The 16,461-nt window shown below is 51.2% G+C and carries 17 protein-coding genes; 9 read left to right on the top strand and 8 right to left on the bottom strand.

Annotated features, from left to right (window positions below; translation table 11 throughout):
- Window positions 1-188: 188 nt before the first annotated feature.
- From rsmG to rpmH, 8 genes are all read right to left on the bottom strand, one after another.
- On the bottom strand, window positions 189-902 hold the full coding sequence (gene rsmG / locus BLQ36_RS07755) for a 16S rRNA (guanine(527)-N(7))-methyltransferase RsmG (protein ID WP_074515065.1): 714 nt from the start codon (window positions 900-902) through the stop codon (window positions 189-191).
- Window positions 903-904: 2 nt separating this feature from the next.
- A complete protein-coding gene (gene mnmG, locus BLQ36_RS07750) occupies window positions 905-2,791 on the bottom strand; it encodes a tRNA uridine-5-carboxymethylaminomethyl(34) synthesis enzyme MnmG (RefSeq protein WP_074515133.1) in 1,887 nt (628 codons plus the stop codon).
- A gap of 30 nt (window positions 2,792-2,821) precedes the next feature.
- A complete protein-coding gene (mnmE, locus tag BLQ36_RS07745) occupies window positions 2,822-4,204 on the bottom strand; it encodes a tRNA uridine-5-carboxymethylaminomethyl(34) synthesis GTPase MnmE (protein WP_074515064.1) in 1,383 nt (460 codons plus the stop codon).
- An 80-nt stretch (window positions 4,205-4,284) separates the two neighbouring features.
- A complete protein-coding gene (gene jag / locus BLQ36_RS07740) occupies window positions 4,285-5,043 on the bottom strand; it encodes an RNA-binding cell elongation regulator Jag/EloR (RefSeq protein ID WP_074515063.1) in 759 nt (252 codons plus the stop codon).
- A 1-nt stretch (window position 5,044) separates the two neighbouring features.
- Window positions 5,045-5,713: a YidC/Oxa1 family membrane protein insertase gene (locus BLQ36_RS07735; RefSeq protein WP_074515062.1), complete on the bottom strand. Its 669-nt coding sequence runs from the start codon at window positions 5,711-5,713 to the stop codon at window positions 5,045-5,047.
- A 39-nt stretch (window positions 5,714-5,752) separates the two neighbouring features.
- Window positions 5,753-5,962, bottom strand: a complete 210-nt coding sequence (yidD, locus tag BLQ36_RS07730) for a membrane protein insertion efficiency factor YidD (RefSeq protein ID WP_074515061.1) — start codon at window positions 5,960-5,962, stop codon at window positions 5,753-5,755.
- Window positions 5,959-6,339, bottom strand: coding sequence for a ribonuclease P protein component (gene rnpA / locus BLQ36_RS07725; protein WP_074515060.1), 381 nt, complete (start codon window positions 6,337-6,339; stop codon window positions 5,959-5,961). The genes yidD and rnpA overlap by 4 nt, the downstream gene beginning before the upstream one ends.
- 98 nt (window positions 6,340-6,437) lie before the next feature.
- Window positions 6,438-6,572: a 50S ribosomal protein L34 gene (gene rpmH, locus BLQ36_RS07720; RefSeq protein WP_033170574.1), complete on the bottom strand. Its 135-nt coding sequence runs from the start codon at window positions 6,570-6,572 to the stop codon at window positions 6,438-6,440.
- Between the two features lie 443 nt (window positions 6,573-7,015).
- On the opposite strand from rpmH, the gene dnaA reads away from it, so the two are divergent.
- The 9 genes from dnaA to htpX all read left to right on the top strand — a co-directional run bounded on the left by dnaA (window position 7,016) and on the right by htpX (window position 16,343).
- The gene (dnaA, locus tag BLQ36_RS07715; protein ID WP_074515059.1) at window positions 7,016-8,434 is read left to right on the top strand and encodes a chromosomal replication initiator protein DnaA; all 1,419 of its coding nucleotides are present in this window, start codon (window positions 7,016-7,018) and stop codon (window positions 8,432-8,434) included.
- 271 nt (window positions 8,435-8,705) lie between these two features.
- Window positions 8,706-9,818, top strand: coding sequence for a DNA polymerase III subunit beta (gene dnaN, locus BLQ36_RS07710; RefSeq protein ID WP_074515058.1), 1,113 nt, complete (start codon window positions 8,706-8,708; stop codon window positions 9,816-9,818).
- A gap of 13 nt (window positions 9,819-9,831) precedes the next feature.
- Entirely contained in the window at window positions 9,832-10,053 is a 222-nt protein-coding gene (locus BLQ36_RS07705) for an RNA-binding S4 domain-containing protein (RefSeq protein WP_180364843.1), read from the top strand.
- 37 nt (window positions 10,054-10,090) lie between these two features.
- A complete protein-coding gene (gene recF, locus BLQ36_RS07700; protein WP_074515057.1) occupies window positions 10,091-11,194 on the top strand; it encodes a DNA replication/repair protein RecF in 1,104 nt (367 codons plus the stop codon).
- A gap of 4 nt (window positions 11,195-11,198) precedes the next feature.
- Complete coding sequence (locus BLQ36_RS07695; RefSeq protein WP_074515056.1) at window positions 11,199-12,152, top strand: DUF721 domain-containing protein; 954 nt, start codon at window positions 11,199-11,201, stop codon at window positions 12,150-12,152.
- Window positions 12,152-12,472: an extracellular matrix regulator RemB gene (remB, locus tag BLQ36_RS07690; RefSeq protein ID WP_051635273.1), complete on the top strand. Its 321-nt coding sequence runs from the start codon at window positions 12,152-12,154 to the stop codon at window positions 12,470-12,472. The genes BLQ36_RS07695 and remB overlap by 1 nt, the downstream gene beginning before the upstream one ends.
- Before the next feature lie 18 nt (window positions 12,473-12,490).
- The gene (gene gyrB, locus BLQ36_RS07685; protein WP_033170569.1) at window positions 12,491-14,530 is read left to right on the top strand and encodes a DNA topoisomerase (ATP-hydrolyzing) subunit B; all 2,040 of its coding nucleotides are present in this window, start codon (window positions 12,491-12,493) and stop codon (window positions 14,528-14,530) included.
- Between the two features lie 258 nt (window positions 14,531-14,788).
- Window positions 14,789-15,481, top strand: coding sequence for a TerC family protein (locus tag BLQ36_RS07680; RefSeq protein WP_074515055.1), 693 nt, complete (start codon window positions 14,789-14,791; stop codon window positions 15,479-15,481).
- 7 nt (window positions 15,482-15,488) lie between these two features.
- Window positions 15,489-16,343 carry a zinc metalloprotease HtpX gene (htpX, locus tag BLQ36_RS07675; RefSeq protein ID WP_074515054.1) on the top strand — a complete coding sequence of 285 codons (855 nt, stop codon included), beginning with the start codon at window positions 15,489-15,491 and terminating at the stop codon, window positions 16,341-16,343.
- The last annotated feature ends 118 nt before the right edge of the window (window positions 16,344-16,461 follow it).

Below are 16,461 nucleotides of genomic sequence, written 5' to 3'. Positions count from 1 at the left end.
AGCGCGTTTTGCAACTTTTTCGATGCTTAATTAAGGATAAAAATTCCGTTTAGGAAACCATCTCCCGCGTAGTGTTGGCACTGCCCCTAGCGGCGGCGAAGAGCTGCTTCGAATAAGGCCCCTCTACCCGGCAAACGGTAATTTGTAAAAAGAAGCGGAATGTTTCACGTGGAACATTCCGCTTCGCGTTATAATGGATTTTTTACTGGCGTTCCGGCTTTGCGCGGATAGGCTTTGGGAGTTGGCATCCCCTTGGTGATTTCCACCACAGCCCGCACATCGTCAAGGCCTGGAAGCTTGACCGGGCGCGTTGTTACGTTACTGCCCCCCATTACCTTGATGGCTTTGGCTGCTTCCTGTTCTTCTTCCTGATACTGCATTCCCTTTAGGGCCAGGAATTTGCCGCCGCGTTTGACAAACGGCATGCAATATTCGCAGAGAATTGGCAGCCGGGCCACGGCGCGGGATACGGCAATATCGAACTGCTCCCGGTATTTCTTATTGCGGGCACCTTCTTCCGCCCGGGCATGGACGCATTCCACATCCTGCAGCCCCAGTTCATCGACGACAGTCTGCAGGAATTTTACCCGTTTGTTGAGGGAATCCATCAGCGTCAGCTTGATGGTGGGGTCAAAAATCTTCAAGGGAAGTCCCGGAAAACCAGCCCCAGTACCCACATCGATTACCGATACTCCCTCAGCAAAGTATTCCTTATCGTAAGCCGTAAGGGAGTCAATCATATGCTTGATGGCCACTTCATGGGGTTCGGTAATCGCCGTGAGGTTCATTACCTTATTCCACTCCACCAGCAGTTCATAATAACGATTGAACTGCTCCAACTGCCCTTCCGTCAGCGAAATTCCGTAAGCCTCGGCGGCTTTTTTCATCTCTTCCCGAAACATCTTCAACCCTCTTTCTTATCCTGAATGCGGCGCTGCTGTTCGAGCCATACGAGCAGCACCGATATATCCGCCGGCGAAACGCCGCTGATGCGGCTGGCCTGCCCAACAGAACGCGGACGGATTTTGGCCAGCTTTTCCCGGCCTTCATCGCGCAGGCTCGGCACTTGCTGATAGTCGATATCCTCTGGCAGGAGTTTTTCTTCCAATTTTTCCATATGCTCGACCTGCTCCAGCTGTTTTTTGATATAGCCTTCATAGGTAATGGAAATCTCTACCTGCTGCTGTACCTCCGGGGCTAATTCCGGCAGATTGAAGACAGCCTGCAATTTGGCATAGTCCACATCCGGACGGCGCAATAGCTCATAAAAACTCGTTGCATTGCGGATTGGCTCAATTCCGGCAGCTGCCAGCTTGTCCTTGATTTCCTGGGTCGGATTAATGGAATTCTTCTTGAGATATTCCATGGCCTGCTGGATTGCCGCCTGCTTTTTCGTGAATCGTTCCCAGCGCTCATCCGTTACGAGGCCCACGCGGCGGCCCATTGGCGTCAGCCGCTGATCGGCATTATCCTGACGCAAGAGCAGACGATACTCGGCCCGGCTGGTCATGATGCGGTAAGGCTCACTGGTCCCCTTGGTGACCAGGTCGTCAATCAGCACGCCCAGATAGGCATCACTGCGCTTCAATACCAGGGGTTCTTCCCCCTTTACGAACATCGCCGCATTGATACCGGCAATGATGCCCTGACCAGCAGCCTCCTCATAGCCCGAGGTACCGTTGGCCTGACCAGCCGAGAAGAAACCATGGATATCCTTGAACTCCAGCGTCGGTTTGAGCTGGGTCGGGTCGATGCAATCATACTCGATGGCATAACCAGCCCGCATGACTTTCGCATGCTCCAGCCCCGGGATTGTCCGCAAAAATTCCAGCTGGACGTCCATGGGCATACTGGTGGACATGCCCTGTACATAGACCTCATTGGTGTTGAGTCCTTCCGGCTCTAAGAAGAGCTGATGGCGTTCCTTGTCCGGGAAGCGCAGGATTTTCGTCTCGATTGATGGGCAATAACGGGGGCCAATACCTTCAATGATGCCGTTGGCCATCGGTGCCCGGTGCATATTATCCCGCAGGATTTTATGAGTCTTTTCGTTGGTATAGGTCAGCCAGCAGGGAATCTGCTCACGAGTTCTTTCGTCACTCATAAAGGAGAAATTCCGGCATTCTTCATCCCCCGGCTGTATTTCCATCTTGTCATAGTCCAGGGTCCGGGCATCCACCCGGGCCGGGGTGCCTGTCTTGAACCGCATTAGGCGGACGCCAGCCTCCAGCAGGGAATCGGAGAACTTCATTGCCGCCCGCTGGCCATTAGGCCCGCCGGTATAGGTATGCTCACCGATGATGATACGGCCCTTGAGATAGGTTCCCGTAGCCATGATGACGGCCTTGGCTTCGTAGATTTCCCCGGTCTCGACCTGAACGCCCTTTACCTTGTCCCCCTCTAAAAGCAGCTTGTCGATGAGAATCTGTTTGACGTCGAGATTCTCCGTATCCTCGCAGGTCTTCTTCATGGTAAACTGGTAAAGCTTTTTATCCGCCTGGGCACGCAGGGCATGAACCGCCGGCCCCTTGCCCGTATTTAGCATGCGAAACTGGATGCAGGTCTTATCGGCGTTGACACCCATTTCGCCCCCCAGGGCGTCGAGTTCACGAACTAGATGGCCTTTAGCCGGCCCGCCCACCGAGGGGTTGCAGGGCATCATGGCGATATTATCCATGGACAGCGTGGCCAACAGCGTGCGGCAGCCAATACGGGCAGCAGCCAGAGCTGCCTCGACACCAGCATGACCGGCACCAACTACAATCACATCGTAGCGATCCGCTACGAACACATTTTTATCCAAAATCATCAACCTTCTTTTTTATTTGCCAATACAGAACTTCGAGAAAATCTCATTGATGATATCTTCTCCCACCGTCTCGCCTGTGAGCTCACCGAGTTTCTCCCAGGCTGACCGCAAGTCAATGGAGATGAAATCAAGGCCCAGCTGGGCTTCGATGGTCCGCAAGGCCGCCGCCAGATGGCCATCGGCCTGCCGCAGGATTTCCGCCTGCCGCTCATCATTGACAAAGGCACCTTCATCCCCGGCATCCAAACCGCCGTCGTAAACCTTCTGGCGGATGGCATCGGCCAGATTATCCAGACCATGTTCCGTTACCGTGGAAATAACCAACACCTTCGCCCCAGTCTTTTCCTGCAGCATTTCTTCGGTCAGCACCGGCTGCAAATCCGATTTATTAAGAAGAACGATGGCATCTCGGCCCTCAATCAATGAAAAAATTTCCTCATCCTCAGTCGTAAGTTCCCGGGAGGCATCGAACAGGGCTAGTACCAGTGCCGCTTGATTGACATAGGAACGAGCCTTATCTACGCCAATCTGCTCCACCAAGTCATCAGTGGCCCGAATGCCGGCAGTATCGATGATGCGCAGGGGCACTCCGCCCACATTGGCATATTCCTCGATGGAGTCACGCGTCGTTCCCGGGATATCCGTTACGATTGCCCGTTCCTCCCGCAGCAACGCATTAAGTAGCGAGGATTTCCCCACGTTTGGCTTGCCGACGATAGCTGTCATCAAACCATCCTTTAGAATACGGCCAGTCTGGGCTGTCTTTAAGAGCTTCTGGATTTGGTTGCGTACATCAACCACATTATGCTCCACCTCGTACATCACCACATCGTCCACTTCATCCTCAGGAAAATCAATGGCGGCTTCCAAATGGGCAATCTGCCCAAGAATGGCATGGCGCATGGCCCGTATCCCCTCGGAAAAATGTCCGGAAAGATGTCCCGTGGCCATTTTTAAAGAGCGCTCGGTCTTGGCACTGATGACATCCATAACGGCTTGGGCCTGGGAAAGATCCAGGCGGCCATTTAAAAAGGCCCGCTTGGTAAATTCCCCTCGCTCAGCGGGTCTGGCACCAGCCTGCCAGGTAAGGGCCAAAGTCTTGCGAAGGGGCATAAGGCCGCCATGGCACTGCAATTCCACCACATCTTCCTTCGTATAGGAATGGGGGGCACGCATCAAAAGCACCATGGCTTCATCCACCACTTCTTCCCCTTCATCGACAATATGGCCAAATACCGCCCGCTGGGTCTCATAATCGGCCAGTTTCCTGCCGCTGGCAGCCCGAAAGACTTTGTCGGCCGTCGCAATGGCGTTTACACCGCTTATCCGTATAATGCCAATACCGCCCTCGCCTTGGGCCGTGGCAATGGCACTTATCGTATCACCTTGTTGCATGATTATTACCTCTCATATACACAAAAGGGCAGCCTCAAAATGAGACAGCCCTTTCACAGCTCTCTTGCCTGATAGCTATTTTATTCTTCATCAAAACGCGGTTCGCTGTAATTCCTCCGGGAACGGCGGCGGCGTTTCGGTGCAATCACCACATAGCGGCGGGGTTCGTCGCCAGCACTGTAAGTGCTGACCCGACGGTTGTCCTGAAGGGCCATATGGATGATTTTACGCTCGTGGCGGTTCATGGGTTCCAGATGAACCTCTTCCCCGATGCGGCAGGCCTTCTCTGCCAGATGGCCAGCCAGCCGTACCAGCGTATCCTCACGCCGCGAACGGTAATTTTCAATATCGATGATGATGCGGGCCCGATTCTCGGAAATACCGCGATTGGCGGCCAAATTCGCCAGATACTGAAGAGAATCCAGGGTCTGGCCGTGCTTGCCAATCAAAATGCCAAGATTTTCCCCGATGAGCTGGAACAGAACGCCTTCTTCGGACTCCCCGCGCTCAATCTTTACATCCAGCTTCATAGTCTGGAATACATCCTGCAGGAATTTCTCCGCAATCTTTGCCTGTTCCTCAATCGATACGGTTTCCCCAATGGAAACCGACTCCTCAGCGGCTTCCGTTACCACAGCCGGCTCCTTGCTGGAAGCTGGCTGGGACTTTACCACCGCCTCAATGCGGGCCGGCTTAGTTCCAAATAAACCAAAGAAACCGTTGGATGGCTGCTGAATGACTTTATAGTCGAGCAGGTCCGTTGTGACACCAAGTTGGGAAGCAGCCAAAGCAATTGCTTCTTCGACTGTTTTCCCCGATGCTTCTAATACCTCTGCCATATCAGGCAGCCTCCTTCGTTTTATCCTCACCACGATACATCCACCACTGCTGAACAATCTGGACGATATTCATCGTTACCCAGTACAGAACAAGACCCGAGGGGAAGTTCAAGCTAATCCAGCCAATGAAGAGCGGCATAACCGTCATCATGACCTTCATCTGCTGATTCATTTCCGTCGTCGTCATCTTCTGCTGGAGGAAAGTCGTCAGTGCCGACAGAATGGGCAGCACATAGATAGGATCCGGGTCCGACATACTCGGCAGCCACATAAACTGAGCGGCCTCAGCCGAGGGATAGGTGAAATTGAAAAGCGCATAATACATCCCCATCAGAATCGGCATCTGAATCAGCAGCGGCAGGCAGCCAGCCAATGGATTTACCCCCGCATCCTTATAGAGGGCACCGATTTTCTGCTGCATAACCTGGGGATTATCCTTATACTTCTCCTGAAGCTTCTTCATCTTCGGCGAAAGTTCCTGCATCGCCTTCATGGATTTTACCTGTTTTACCGTCAGCGGATACATCAACATCTTGATGATAATGGTGAGCAAAATGATTGCCATACCATAGCTGCCAATCCCCGCCATACTCGTCAACGAATATAACAGCTCAAGCACAAAATGCAGGAGATTCTCAATCGGTGCAAATAATGTTCCAAAGAAACCCAAACCATCACGTCCTAATCTAAAAAAAACTAAACCAACAACTTATGGAACAGGGTCATAGCCGCCCTTATGTAAGGGATGGCAGCGCAAAATGCGCTTCAAAGCCAGCCAGCCACCACGGCGCGCCCCGTATCTTTCCACGGCAATCATCGCATACTCCGAACAGGTCGGAATATAACGGCAGGAAGGCGGCTTCAGCGGCGAAATAAAGTTTCGATAGAACTTAATCAGCAGCAGCAGCGCCTTTTTCATCCTTTATCCTTCTTTCTATCCGGAGAAGCAGCATCCACAAAGATTCCTGCCTTACGCCCTAATGAGACAAACGATTTTTCCACCACATCGCATTTCACATCGACCATACCCTTGCGTCCGACGAGCAATAGTGCCAGCCCCGGACGAAGCAGCGACTGATTCTTGCGATAGCTCTCGCGCAGCAGTCTTTTTACACGGTTGCGAACTACAGCACAACCCAGTTTCTTGCCAGCAGCAAAACCGACCTTGCCATCGAGGCTGTCTGTCTTAAATACATACAACACGAAATACCGATTGGCCCAAGAGCGGCCAGTACGATACACCCGCTGAAAATCACTGCGACGCTTAAGCATTTTCTTTCTCGGTAATGTAAGCATTCGTAATTTCACCAATATCTATAAAAACGATTCGGATTTGCTCCGAAACCAAATGATAACTAAAAGAAAAGGCCACCTAAGTGACCTTACTGTAAAATTTATGCCGAAAGCTTCTTTCTACCGCGCTGGCGTCTTCTCTTCAGAACGAGACGACCGCCTTTCGTCTTCATGCGCTCACGGAAGCCATGGGTCTTCTTTCTCCAATGGTTGTTCGGCTGATAAGTCTGTTTCATTCGTTAAACACCTCCTTATGCTGATTTCTGATTTTTCTATTCGTATAGAAGCAAAGCATCAGATCTTCTTTATGCTCGTGCAGGTGTCCCCCGCACTAAGACTCACCGTAAATTATAGCCTACGCCCTAAGAGGTGTCAAGATTTTCCCTGTGCATTTTTTGCCCCTAATTGTGGATAAAATATTACTTTTAACCAGTTATCCCCTTAAAAACTGTTGATAACTTGATTTTATTCTGATAAGATATTGTTGATTATTGTGCGGAAAACTCCACAGCACTTGAAAATCGCGGAAACAGAAAGTCCCGTGAACTTATCCATATTTCCCGCCTCTTCTCCTGGGGAAACCTTCATTTATCCACACCTGTGGATAAAAATGTGGATAAAAATATTCACCTGTGGAAAAAGCTTTCTACATATTCTATAAGCAGAAAGGGTTATTTTAATGGAGCAAGCAGAATTGCAGGCAATCTGGGAGCAGATTCTCAATAATATGAGAGACCAGCTCGCAGGCTCTGCCTTCAAATGGCTCGATCCGATTCAGCCTATCTCCCTGACGGAATCGGACTTAGTCCTCGGCACGCAAACGGCTATGGCCAAGGACTGGATTACCAGCCATTACCTGACGATACTTGAGGATGCAGTTGCGGCTGTTGTGGGCAGCCCCCGAAAAATCGTCATGAAAGTAGTTGAAACGGAGAAAACGCCGGAACCAGAGCAAGAACCAGTTCGCCGCGGTCCGAAGGAGCCCCCCGACCAGGGTACCCTTTTCAGCCACAACGGAGATACGAACACCAGCACCGAAAATAGCGATATGCACATTCTTGCCGCTGGCGACAGTTCCTCTTTAAATCCAAAATATACCTTCGATACCTTCGTAACAGGCAGCAGCAACCGCTTTGCCCATGCAGCCGCTATGGCTGTCGCCGAATCGCCAGGAAAGGTCTACAACCCCTTTTTCATGTACGGCGGGGTTGGTCTCGGAAAAACCCATCTGATGCATGCCATCGGCAACCGGGTTCTCCACAACCATCCGGAGATGCGGGTTCTTTATGTCTCCAGTGAACAATTCACCAATGAGATTATCCGCAGCATCCAGGAAGGTAACGCGGAGAAGTTCCGCCAAAAATACCGGAACATCGACGTCCTGCTGGTCGACGATATCCAGTTCCTGTCTGGCAAGACCAGTACTCAGGAGGAATTCTTCCATACCTTCAACACCCTGCACGACGCCGAGAAACAGATTATTCTGTCCTCCGACCGTCCGCCCCGGGAAGTTGAACGCTTAGAAGACCGCCTGCGTTCCCGCTTTGAATGGGGACTTATCACCGACATTCAGGCCCCGGACCTTGAGACGCGTATTGCCATCTTAAAAAACAAGGCACAGCTTGATCATTTCAGCGTACCAAATGACGTCATGGTCTACATTGCCAGCCGCATCGACAGCAATATCCGTGAACTTGAAGGCGCGTTGACCCGCGTCGTTGCCTATGCTTCCCTGATTAAGAAGCCAGTCACCACGGATTTAGTGGCTGAGGCCCTAAAAGATGTGTTCCCGAACAACAAGACGAAAGAGATTACCATGGAAGTAATCCAGGAAATCGTAGCGTCTTACTTCAAGATAAAGATTGACGATTTGCACGCTAAGAAGCGTACCCGCAGCATTGCCTACCCACGGCAGATTGCCATGTACCTCTGCCGCGAGCTCACCGATACGTCCCTGCCCCAGATTGGCAATTTCTTCGGTGGCCGTGACCACACCACGGTACTGCATGCTTGCGATAAAATCAGCAAAGAAAAAGAATCCGACATCAAACTCGGCGGTATCCTAAACGAACTCGTCGAGCGAATCCAGAAGATGTAACGTCATTTTATGAACAGAATCGTCGTGGATAACTCTGTGGAAAGTCCTGCGGATTTCTTGTCGACAGAATGTGGATAAAATACAGGGGAGGTTTTCACCGTGGATTGTGTGGATAACCTCCCCTCTTGTTATGAACATATTACCCACAGGTTAATCGTTGATAACATTGGGATTTTTGCACTTTTCAACATTTCCACAAGCCCTACTACTACGACGGCTATTTATTTAAAAATACTCCGAGTAATAATAAAAAAAAGAGAGGACCACCAAAATGAAAATCACCTGTGCCAAAAATGAACTGGTCAGCGCCTTGCAGATTGTATCCAAGGCCGTAGCCACCAAGCCCCAGACCCCAATCCTTTCCGGTATTTACCTGAAAGCAGAGGCCGGTATCTTGGAACTTCAGGCAACAAATTATGAAATCGGCATGGTCTGCCGCATCCCAGCTGAAATTGAAGAACCTGGCCAAATTGCCCTTTCCGGTCGTTATTTCCAGGAAGTTATCCGCAAACTGCCTGGGGATAGTGTCTCTCTTTCCTTTAATCGCGAAGAGAAGATTGTCCACATCCAGTCGAATCAGGCAAACTTTACCCTTCTTAGCATGAACGCTTCCGAGTTCCCAACCATCAAACCGATGGAAGGCAACCTTCAGTTCAAGATCAAGGATAACGTTTTGCGTTCTTTGGTTAAGAAGACGGTATTTGCCTGCTCCAACGACGAGTCTCGCCCCGTATTTACGGGCTGCTATTTGGAAGTAGCCGACACGAAAGTCACCATGGCAGCTACCAACACCCATCGTCTCGCCGTCAAATTCGAGACCTTTGATGAGAGCATCGGCAACATCAAAATCATTATTCCGTCCCGCATTTTGCAGGAACTTCTCCACAATATGACCTCGGAAATTCCCACGGACGTGACGGTTACCTGCACCTACAACCAGATTAGCTTCGCCTTTGAGAACCTCTACATGACTTCCCGTCTAATTGAAGGGGCTTTCCCAGATTATCACCGGGTTATTCCGCCGGAGTTTGCTACGGTGGTTACCCTCGATGCTGGAGAATTCAGCTCGGCCGTTGACCGCGTTTCGCTGATTTCCCGGGCTGGTGATTACAACATCATCAAATTGGAATTTGCCAACAATCAGGTTCACATTACCTCCAACAACCCGGATATCGGTAATGCTGAAGAGTCGGTGGCCGCTTCCATTGAAGGGCCGGAGCTGACCATTGCCTTCAACGCCCAGTACATCATGGATGTAATGAAGAATATCGATAGCGATACCTGCCAGATTAAACTCAATCAGCCCCTCTCCCCGGCAGCTGTCCGCGAAGCGGATGATGAGGAGTTTATCTACATCGTAACGCCGGTTCGTACGGCTCACTAAGGAGGTTTTCCACATGCAGATTGAGGATATCGCAATCGAAACCGAAGAAATCCAGCTGGACCAGTTCTTAAAATGGGCTGGCGTGCTGCAATCTGGCGGCGAAGTCAAGATGCTTATTGAGGAGCGTCGCATCAAGCGCAACGGCGAGACGGAAAGTGCCCGCCGCCGCAAACTGCATCCTGGGGATGTAGTGGAAATCGAAGGCATGGGTGCCTGGCGAGTAACCAAGGAGTAACGTCAGGCCGCCTGGGCTGACAGGAGATTATAAGAGAATGTATGTACGTTCTATTTTACTGAGAAATTATCGGAACTATTCCGAGATACAGCTGGACTTTGACCCGAATATCAATGTCTTTTTGGGCCAGAATGCTCAGGGAAAGACGAATATCCTCGAGGCGGTTTACTATGCCTCCTTGGGCCATTCCCACCGCACCCACAGCGATACGGATTTGATACGCTGGGAACAGCCGGCGGCATCGGTTCAGTTGGATTTCGACCGCCTGGGGGTGGGAAATCATTTGGAATTTCAGTTCAGCCGGGAAAAACGGCGTCGGATTCTCCTCAATGAACATCCCATCCGTCCTAAGGAATTAATCGGCAGTATCAATACCGTTCTATTTTCTCCCGAAGATTTATTTTTGATAAAAGGAGCGCCGGCTGGACGCCGGCGCTTTTTAGACGGTGAGATTTCCCAGGCAAGTCCTGCTTACTATCATGAGCTTCAGCAGTACAACCGCATCGTTACCCAGCGCAATACCCTGTTAAAACGCATTCGGGAACGGAAGGCTTCGGCGGAAATGCTGGACCTCTGGGACCCCCAGCTCATCGAAAGTGCTGTCAAAATCACGAAAAAGCGTCAGGAGGCCGTAAAGAAACTCAATATGCTGGCTAACCTCATGCAGCGCCGCATATCGGACAACCGGGAGAATCTGTCGATTGCCTATGCGATTCACGGCATGGAAGAGGGGGATATGACAAACGACCTCGCTTCATGGTATAATAAAGAGCTGGCTTCTCATCGTGAGGTGGACATCCTGCGCGGTTCAACGACCCGGGGGCCCCATCATGATGACATCGTGCTCACGGTCAACGGCATCAATCTGCGGAATTTCGGTTCCCAAGGACAGCAGCGCACTGGCGTGTTGTCCTTGAAATTGTCGGAGCTGGAATTTCTGCGTTCCGAAACAGGTGAATACCCAATCCTGCTGCTGGATGATGTCATGAGTGAGCTGGATGCTTCCCGGCGCCAGCAATTGATGGCGTATATTCGCCGGGAGCGGATTCAGACGATGATTACCGCCACGGATGCAGCGTATTTCCCGCAGGAGCGTATTGGTACTTATTTTTACGTTAAGGCGGGCCAGATTACGAGGTAATAGAATGGCAAAGCGCACACCAGGACTGGAAAAAGTAAAATCCGTCATCCCCCGCTGGGTTCACACCAAAGGAGCGGCCTTTGAAAAGAAATTTTTCATGCATTGGGTGCTCTGGCACTGGGAGGATATTGTCGGTTCCTTTAATGCCAAGCATACGGAGCCCCAGGGAATCCGCAAGGAAATCCTGTATCTTTACTGTGGAAATCCGTCTCTGCGCAACAATCTGGTGATGATGCAGGAGCAAATCACCCAGCTGGTCAACAATTACGCTGGCCAGAAGATGATTGCTGGGATTGCCTTCAGCCGCCGCTGGGAGCATCCGGATACCGATGGGATTGATGAAATCCGCATCGCGCATACGAAGCGGGAATATAACTGGGGCAAAAATCGCCAGCAGGTTCTGCTCACCGCTGAGGAAGTGCAGGCCTCTGAGCAAATTGGCAGGGAAGACATGGATGGGGATATTGTGGCCAAGGCCAGAGAGCTTTTCCGCAAACATATGCAAATGGAAAAACTTAGGGCCACGAAAGAATGGCATCCCTGTGCAGACTGCGGTACCCTATGCCCCAAAGAGGAATTGCGCTGTCCGGTATGCGGGCGCAAGCAGCGGGAAGCTTTAGCGGCAAGAGTCCGTCAAGTCCTGCGGGATATCCCCTGGGCCCGCTGCAAGGAAGTGCGGGAATACGTACCAGAATGCACGCCAAAGCTTTTGAATGATCAACGTGCTTCAATGGTACAGCAGCTGGCAACTGAGGTGGATGTGAACGATACGCAAAGTATCAAGGCCAAGAACCTCGTGATGCTCTATCGCTGCCTGCCACCGGAGCAGCTTACGGAGGATGAAATCGTAAGGACGATATACCGCCTGCGGTTCAATCTTCATCGGCCCAAGGACTATAAAGCACCAAAGCGTTACTCGGTCATTAAGCTGGGCAAGAAAGGCAGAGGTGAACACTGATGTTTTTACATTTAGGAAATGGCGTATCGGTTCGGACCAAAGACGTCATAGCCATTCAGGATTTTGCACTCTTTCAGAATGGTCCAGGGAAAAAAATGCTGGCAGCGAAACGAAAAGCCGGCCGGGTGGTAAATACGCTGGAACTTGGCCCGGAGGATGATCATGAGTCCATTAAGGCCTTGGTATTGACCGAAGATAAAATATACCTGTCAGTAATATCGCCGCTCACTTTAAAGCGGCGCTCAGAGCTGGCGTTTACGACGATAGATGCAGTGGATGCAACGAAGAAAATAACGGAAACAAGATTGGTTACGGAATGATGGGAGCGTAGGATTTTTATGGCAAATGACAAGGAAACGAAAGTAATTGACCTGACTCCAAACGAGGTTCAGGCGCCTAGCGATGAATTTGCGGATAAAGATCTCGATACTACTGGTGTCGAAATCCATACAGATGAAAGCAGTGCCGAGGTAACGGCTGTTGAGGCGGATTACGGTGCAGAGCAGATTCAGATTCTCGAGGGTCTGGAGGCCGTCCGCATGCGTCCGGGTATGTATATCGGCAGCACGTCGGAACGCGGCCTGCACCATCTGGTATACGAGGTCGTCGACAACTCTATCGATGAGGCTTTGGCTGGTTACTGCGATAAGATTGATGTGACCATCAATAAGGACAACAGCATCACGGTTGTCGATAATGGCCGTGGTATTCCGGTTGATATGCACGAAAGCGGCATGCCGGCCGTTGAGGTCGTTTTGACGGTCCTCCATGCCGGTGGTAAATTCGGCGGCGACGGTTATAAGGTATCGGGCGGCCTGCATGGCGTCGGTGTTTCTGTCGTCAATGCGCTTTCGACTTCGATGGATGTTCAGGTAAAACGCGATGGTAAAATCCATGAGATTTCCTTCAAACGCGGTGTCACCCAGCAGCCGCTGACGGTTACGGGCGATACGGAGACTACGGGTACACGCGTCCACTTTGTACCGGACCCGGAGATTTTCTCGGTTACGACCTACAGCTATGAGACCCTTCGTCACCGTCTGCGCGAGCTGGCTTTCCTCAACCATGGCATTACGATTGCCCTGCATGACGAGCGCGGCGAAGAAGTTCGCAGTGAAACGTTCCATTTCGAGGGCGGCATCAGTTCCTTTGTGGAGCATCTGAACCGCAAAAAAGAAAAAATCAATCCGCAGCCGATTTATTTCAACGGCGTAAAGGATGATACGGTGGTAGAAGTTGCGCTGCAGTATAACGACAGCTACCAGGAGAACATCTACTCGTTCGTAAACAATATCAACACGGAGGAGGGCGGCACGCATCTGGCTGGCTTCAAACTGGCACTCACGCGTGCAGCTAATGATTTTGCCCGCAAACAGGGCATCCTCAAGGACAAAGACGGCAACCTCTCCGGTGATGATGTCCGCGAGGGCCTTACCTGTGTCATCAGCCTTAAAATCCGCGAGCCGCAGTTTGAGGGTCAGACCAAGACCAAACTGGGGAACAGTGAGGTTCGTGGTATTGTCGACAGCATCGTGAGTGAAGGACTGTCGGAATACTTCGAGGAGAACCCGGTCATCACGAAGAAATTCATCGAGAAGGCTATCATGGCCGCTCGTGCCCGTGAGGCTGCCCGCAAGGCCCGTGAGCTCACCCGCCGCAAGAATGCACTGGAGGTATCCAGCCTGCCGGGCAAACTGGCAGACTGCTCGGTCAAAGATCCGGAGCAGGCCGAGATTTACCTCGTCGAGGGTGATTCGGCAGGCGGTTCGGCAAAACAGGGACGTGACCGCCGTTTCCAGGCTATCCTGCCGCTGCGCGGTAAAATCCTCAACGTCGAAAAGGCACGCCTGGACAAGATTTTTGCCAATGCCGAAATCCGTACGATGATAACGGCTTTTGGTACGGGTATCAGTGAGGATTTCGACCTGGCAAAACGCCGTTACGGCAAGATCATTATCATGACCGATGCCGATGTCGATGGTGCGCATATCCGTACGCTGCTCCTCACCTTCCTCTATCGCTATATGAAACCGCTGATTGAGCATGGCCATGTATTTATTGCGCAGCCGCCGCTCTATCAGATTCGCAAGGCCAAGAAACATTGGTACACGTACAGCGATGAAGAGCTCGCCAAGAAACTCGATGAAGTCGGCCGCGATGGCGTTACGGTTCAGCGCTACAAAGGTCTGGGCGAGATGAACCCAGAACAGCTTTGGGAGACGACCATGGACCCGGAGACGCGCACGATGCTGCGAGTGGATATGGAAGATGCCGAAGCGGCGGATGAACTGTTCACGATTCTCATGGGCGACAAAGTTGAGCCGCGTCGTCAGTTTATCGAGGAAAATGCAAAACTCGTCCGCAATTTGGATATTTAATCGAATTTTTAGCTGACGTTTTGACATTTTTGCTTGCAAAGTCAAAACGGCTATGGTATATTATAGCCATAGTCAACTAAATCTATACCCCACAAGGGGAGTAGCTGAACGGCCTGATATCGTCAGTACGGATGCTGGAGCATCCCGGTACGGCCGGCTAATCGTTAGTAAGCGAGACCTTGATCTTATATAAAGTCATATTACGACTGTATATAGGTCAAGGTCTTTTTGGTACAGAAAGAAGAAGTGATAACGAAGATGGAAAATTTATTTACTGGTATGTTTTCACCGGAATGGCTGGCAGCTTTTTCGGGAATCTTGCTCTTGGATTTACTGCTGTCCGGGGATAATGCGATTCTTATCGCCTTGGCGTGCAAGAATCTGCCGCATCATAACCGGCGCAAAGCTATCCTGATCGGTGGTTTTGGTGCGGTGTTTATCCGCATTGTCTGCACGCTGTTTGCTACGGGGATTTTGGCAACGCCCTATATTGAGGCAATCGGTGGTGCGGCGCTCTTGTACATCGCGGTAAAGCTGGTCACAGACCACCGGGAAGAAAAGGGCGAAGATGCCGGCCAGCCGACGACCTTTATGGCGGCGGTGCGGACGATTTTGATTGCCGACTTTATCATGAGCATCGACAATATATTATCGCTGGCTGGTGTCGCCAATACCGTACCCGATGGAAAATGGAGCCTGATTATATGCGGCTTGCTGATTTCCATCCCCATCGTGCTTTTCGGTGCTCAGGTTTTCCTGATGATCATGTTGAAAGTGCCGGCGCTGATTTATGCTGGTGCGGCCATCCTCGGCTATACCGCAGCGGAACTCATGGTTGCGGATAAGGCAGTTGGTGCCCTTCTCCTCCCCTACGCCCTGTATATGAAAATTATTTTTGTAGCAGCCGTTTTAGCGATTGGCTGGTATATCAATCATCACAATAAGGAGTGACGAAATCATGAATAATCTCAAGACTCTTTTCTTAATGGTTCTATTGGCAGCCCTGATGATGTTTGTGGGCGGCCTGATTGGCGGCAAAGCCGGTCTTATGGCTATGCTGATCCTGTCGCTGGGTATGGATATGTTCATGTACTGGTTCAGCGATACGATGGCATTGAAATCCGCCGGTGCGCAGGAAATCTCCCGGGAAGATGCTCCGCAGCTTTTCCAGCTGGTGGAGAAACTGGCCGCTAATGCCAACCTCCCCATGCCGAAGGTGTGCATCATCAACAGCGATGTTCCCAACGCCTTTGCCACGGGCCGTAATCCGGATCATGCAGCTGTGGCCGTTACGACGGGAATCATGAATGTGCTCGATTATAATGAGCTTTCCGGCGTCTTGGCCCATGAGCTCTCCCATGTTAAGAATCGCGACATCCTGACGGGAACGATTGCGGCTATGATGGCAACGGTTATCACCTACTCGGCACAGTTCCTGGCCTTCTTTGGCAACTCGGATGACGAGGATGGCGGCAACCCGATTGCCGCTTTGGCAATGGTTATTCTGGCACCGATTGCCGCTATGCTGATTCAGATGGCCATCAGCCGTTCGCGTGAGTATGAGGCCGACCATGATGGCGGTGAAATTTGCGGCAATCCGAATTATTTGGCTGATGCCCTGGAGAAAATCGAGTATTATGCAACGCATGCTCAGCCGATGGCACAGGCACAGCCAGCTACGGCCCATATGTATATCGTCAACCCGCTGAAAGGGTCTGGCAAAGCCATTGCCAACTTGTTCAGCACGCATCCGGAAACCGCTGAGCGTATCGCCCGTCTGCGTCAGCAGGCCGCTGAAGCCCATATCCGCTAAAAAAGCGTGAAATTACAGTTTATCGGTTAGCGGAGCCTTATTCGAAGCAGCTCTTCGCCGCCGCTAGGGGCAGTGCCAACACTACGCGGGAGATGTTTTTCTAAACGAAATTTTTATC

The organism is Selenomonas sp. WCT3 (assembly GCA_900100835.1).
GTDB classification, from domain to species: Bacteria; Bacillota; Negativicutes; order Selenomonadales; family Selenomonadaceae; genus Selenomonas_A; species Selenomonas_A ruminantium_E.
The sequence above is the reverse complement of the archived record's forward strand: the minus strand, read 5'-3'. Positions and strand labels throughout refer to the sequence as shown.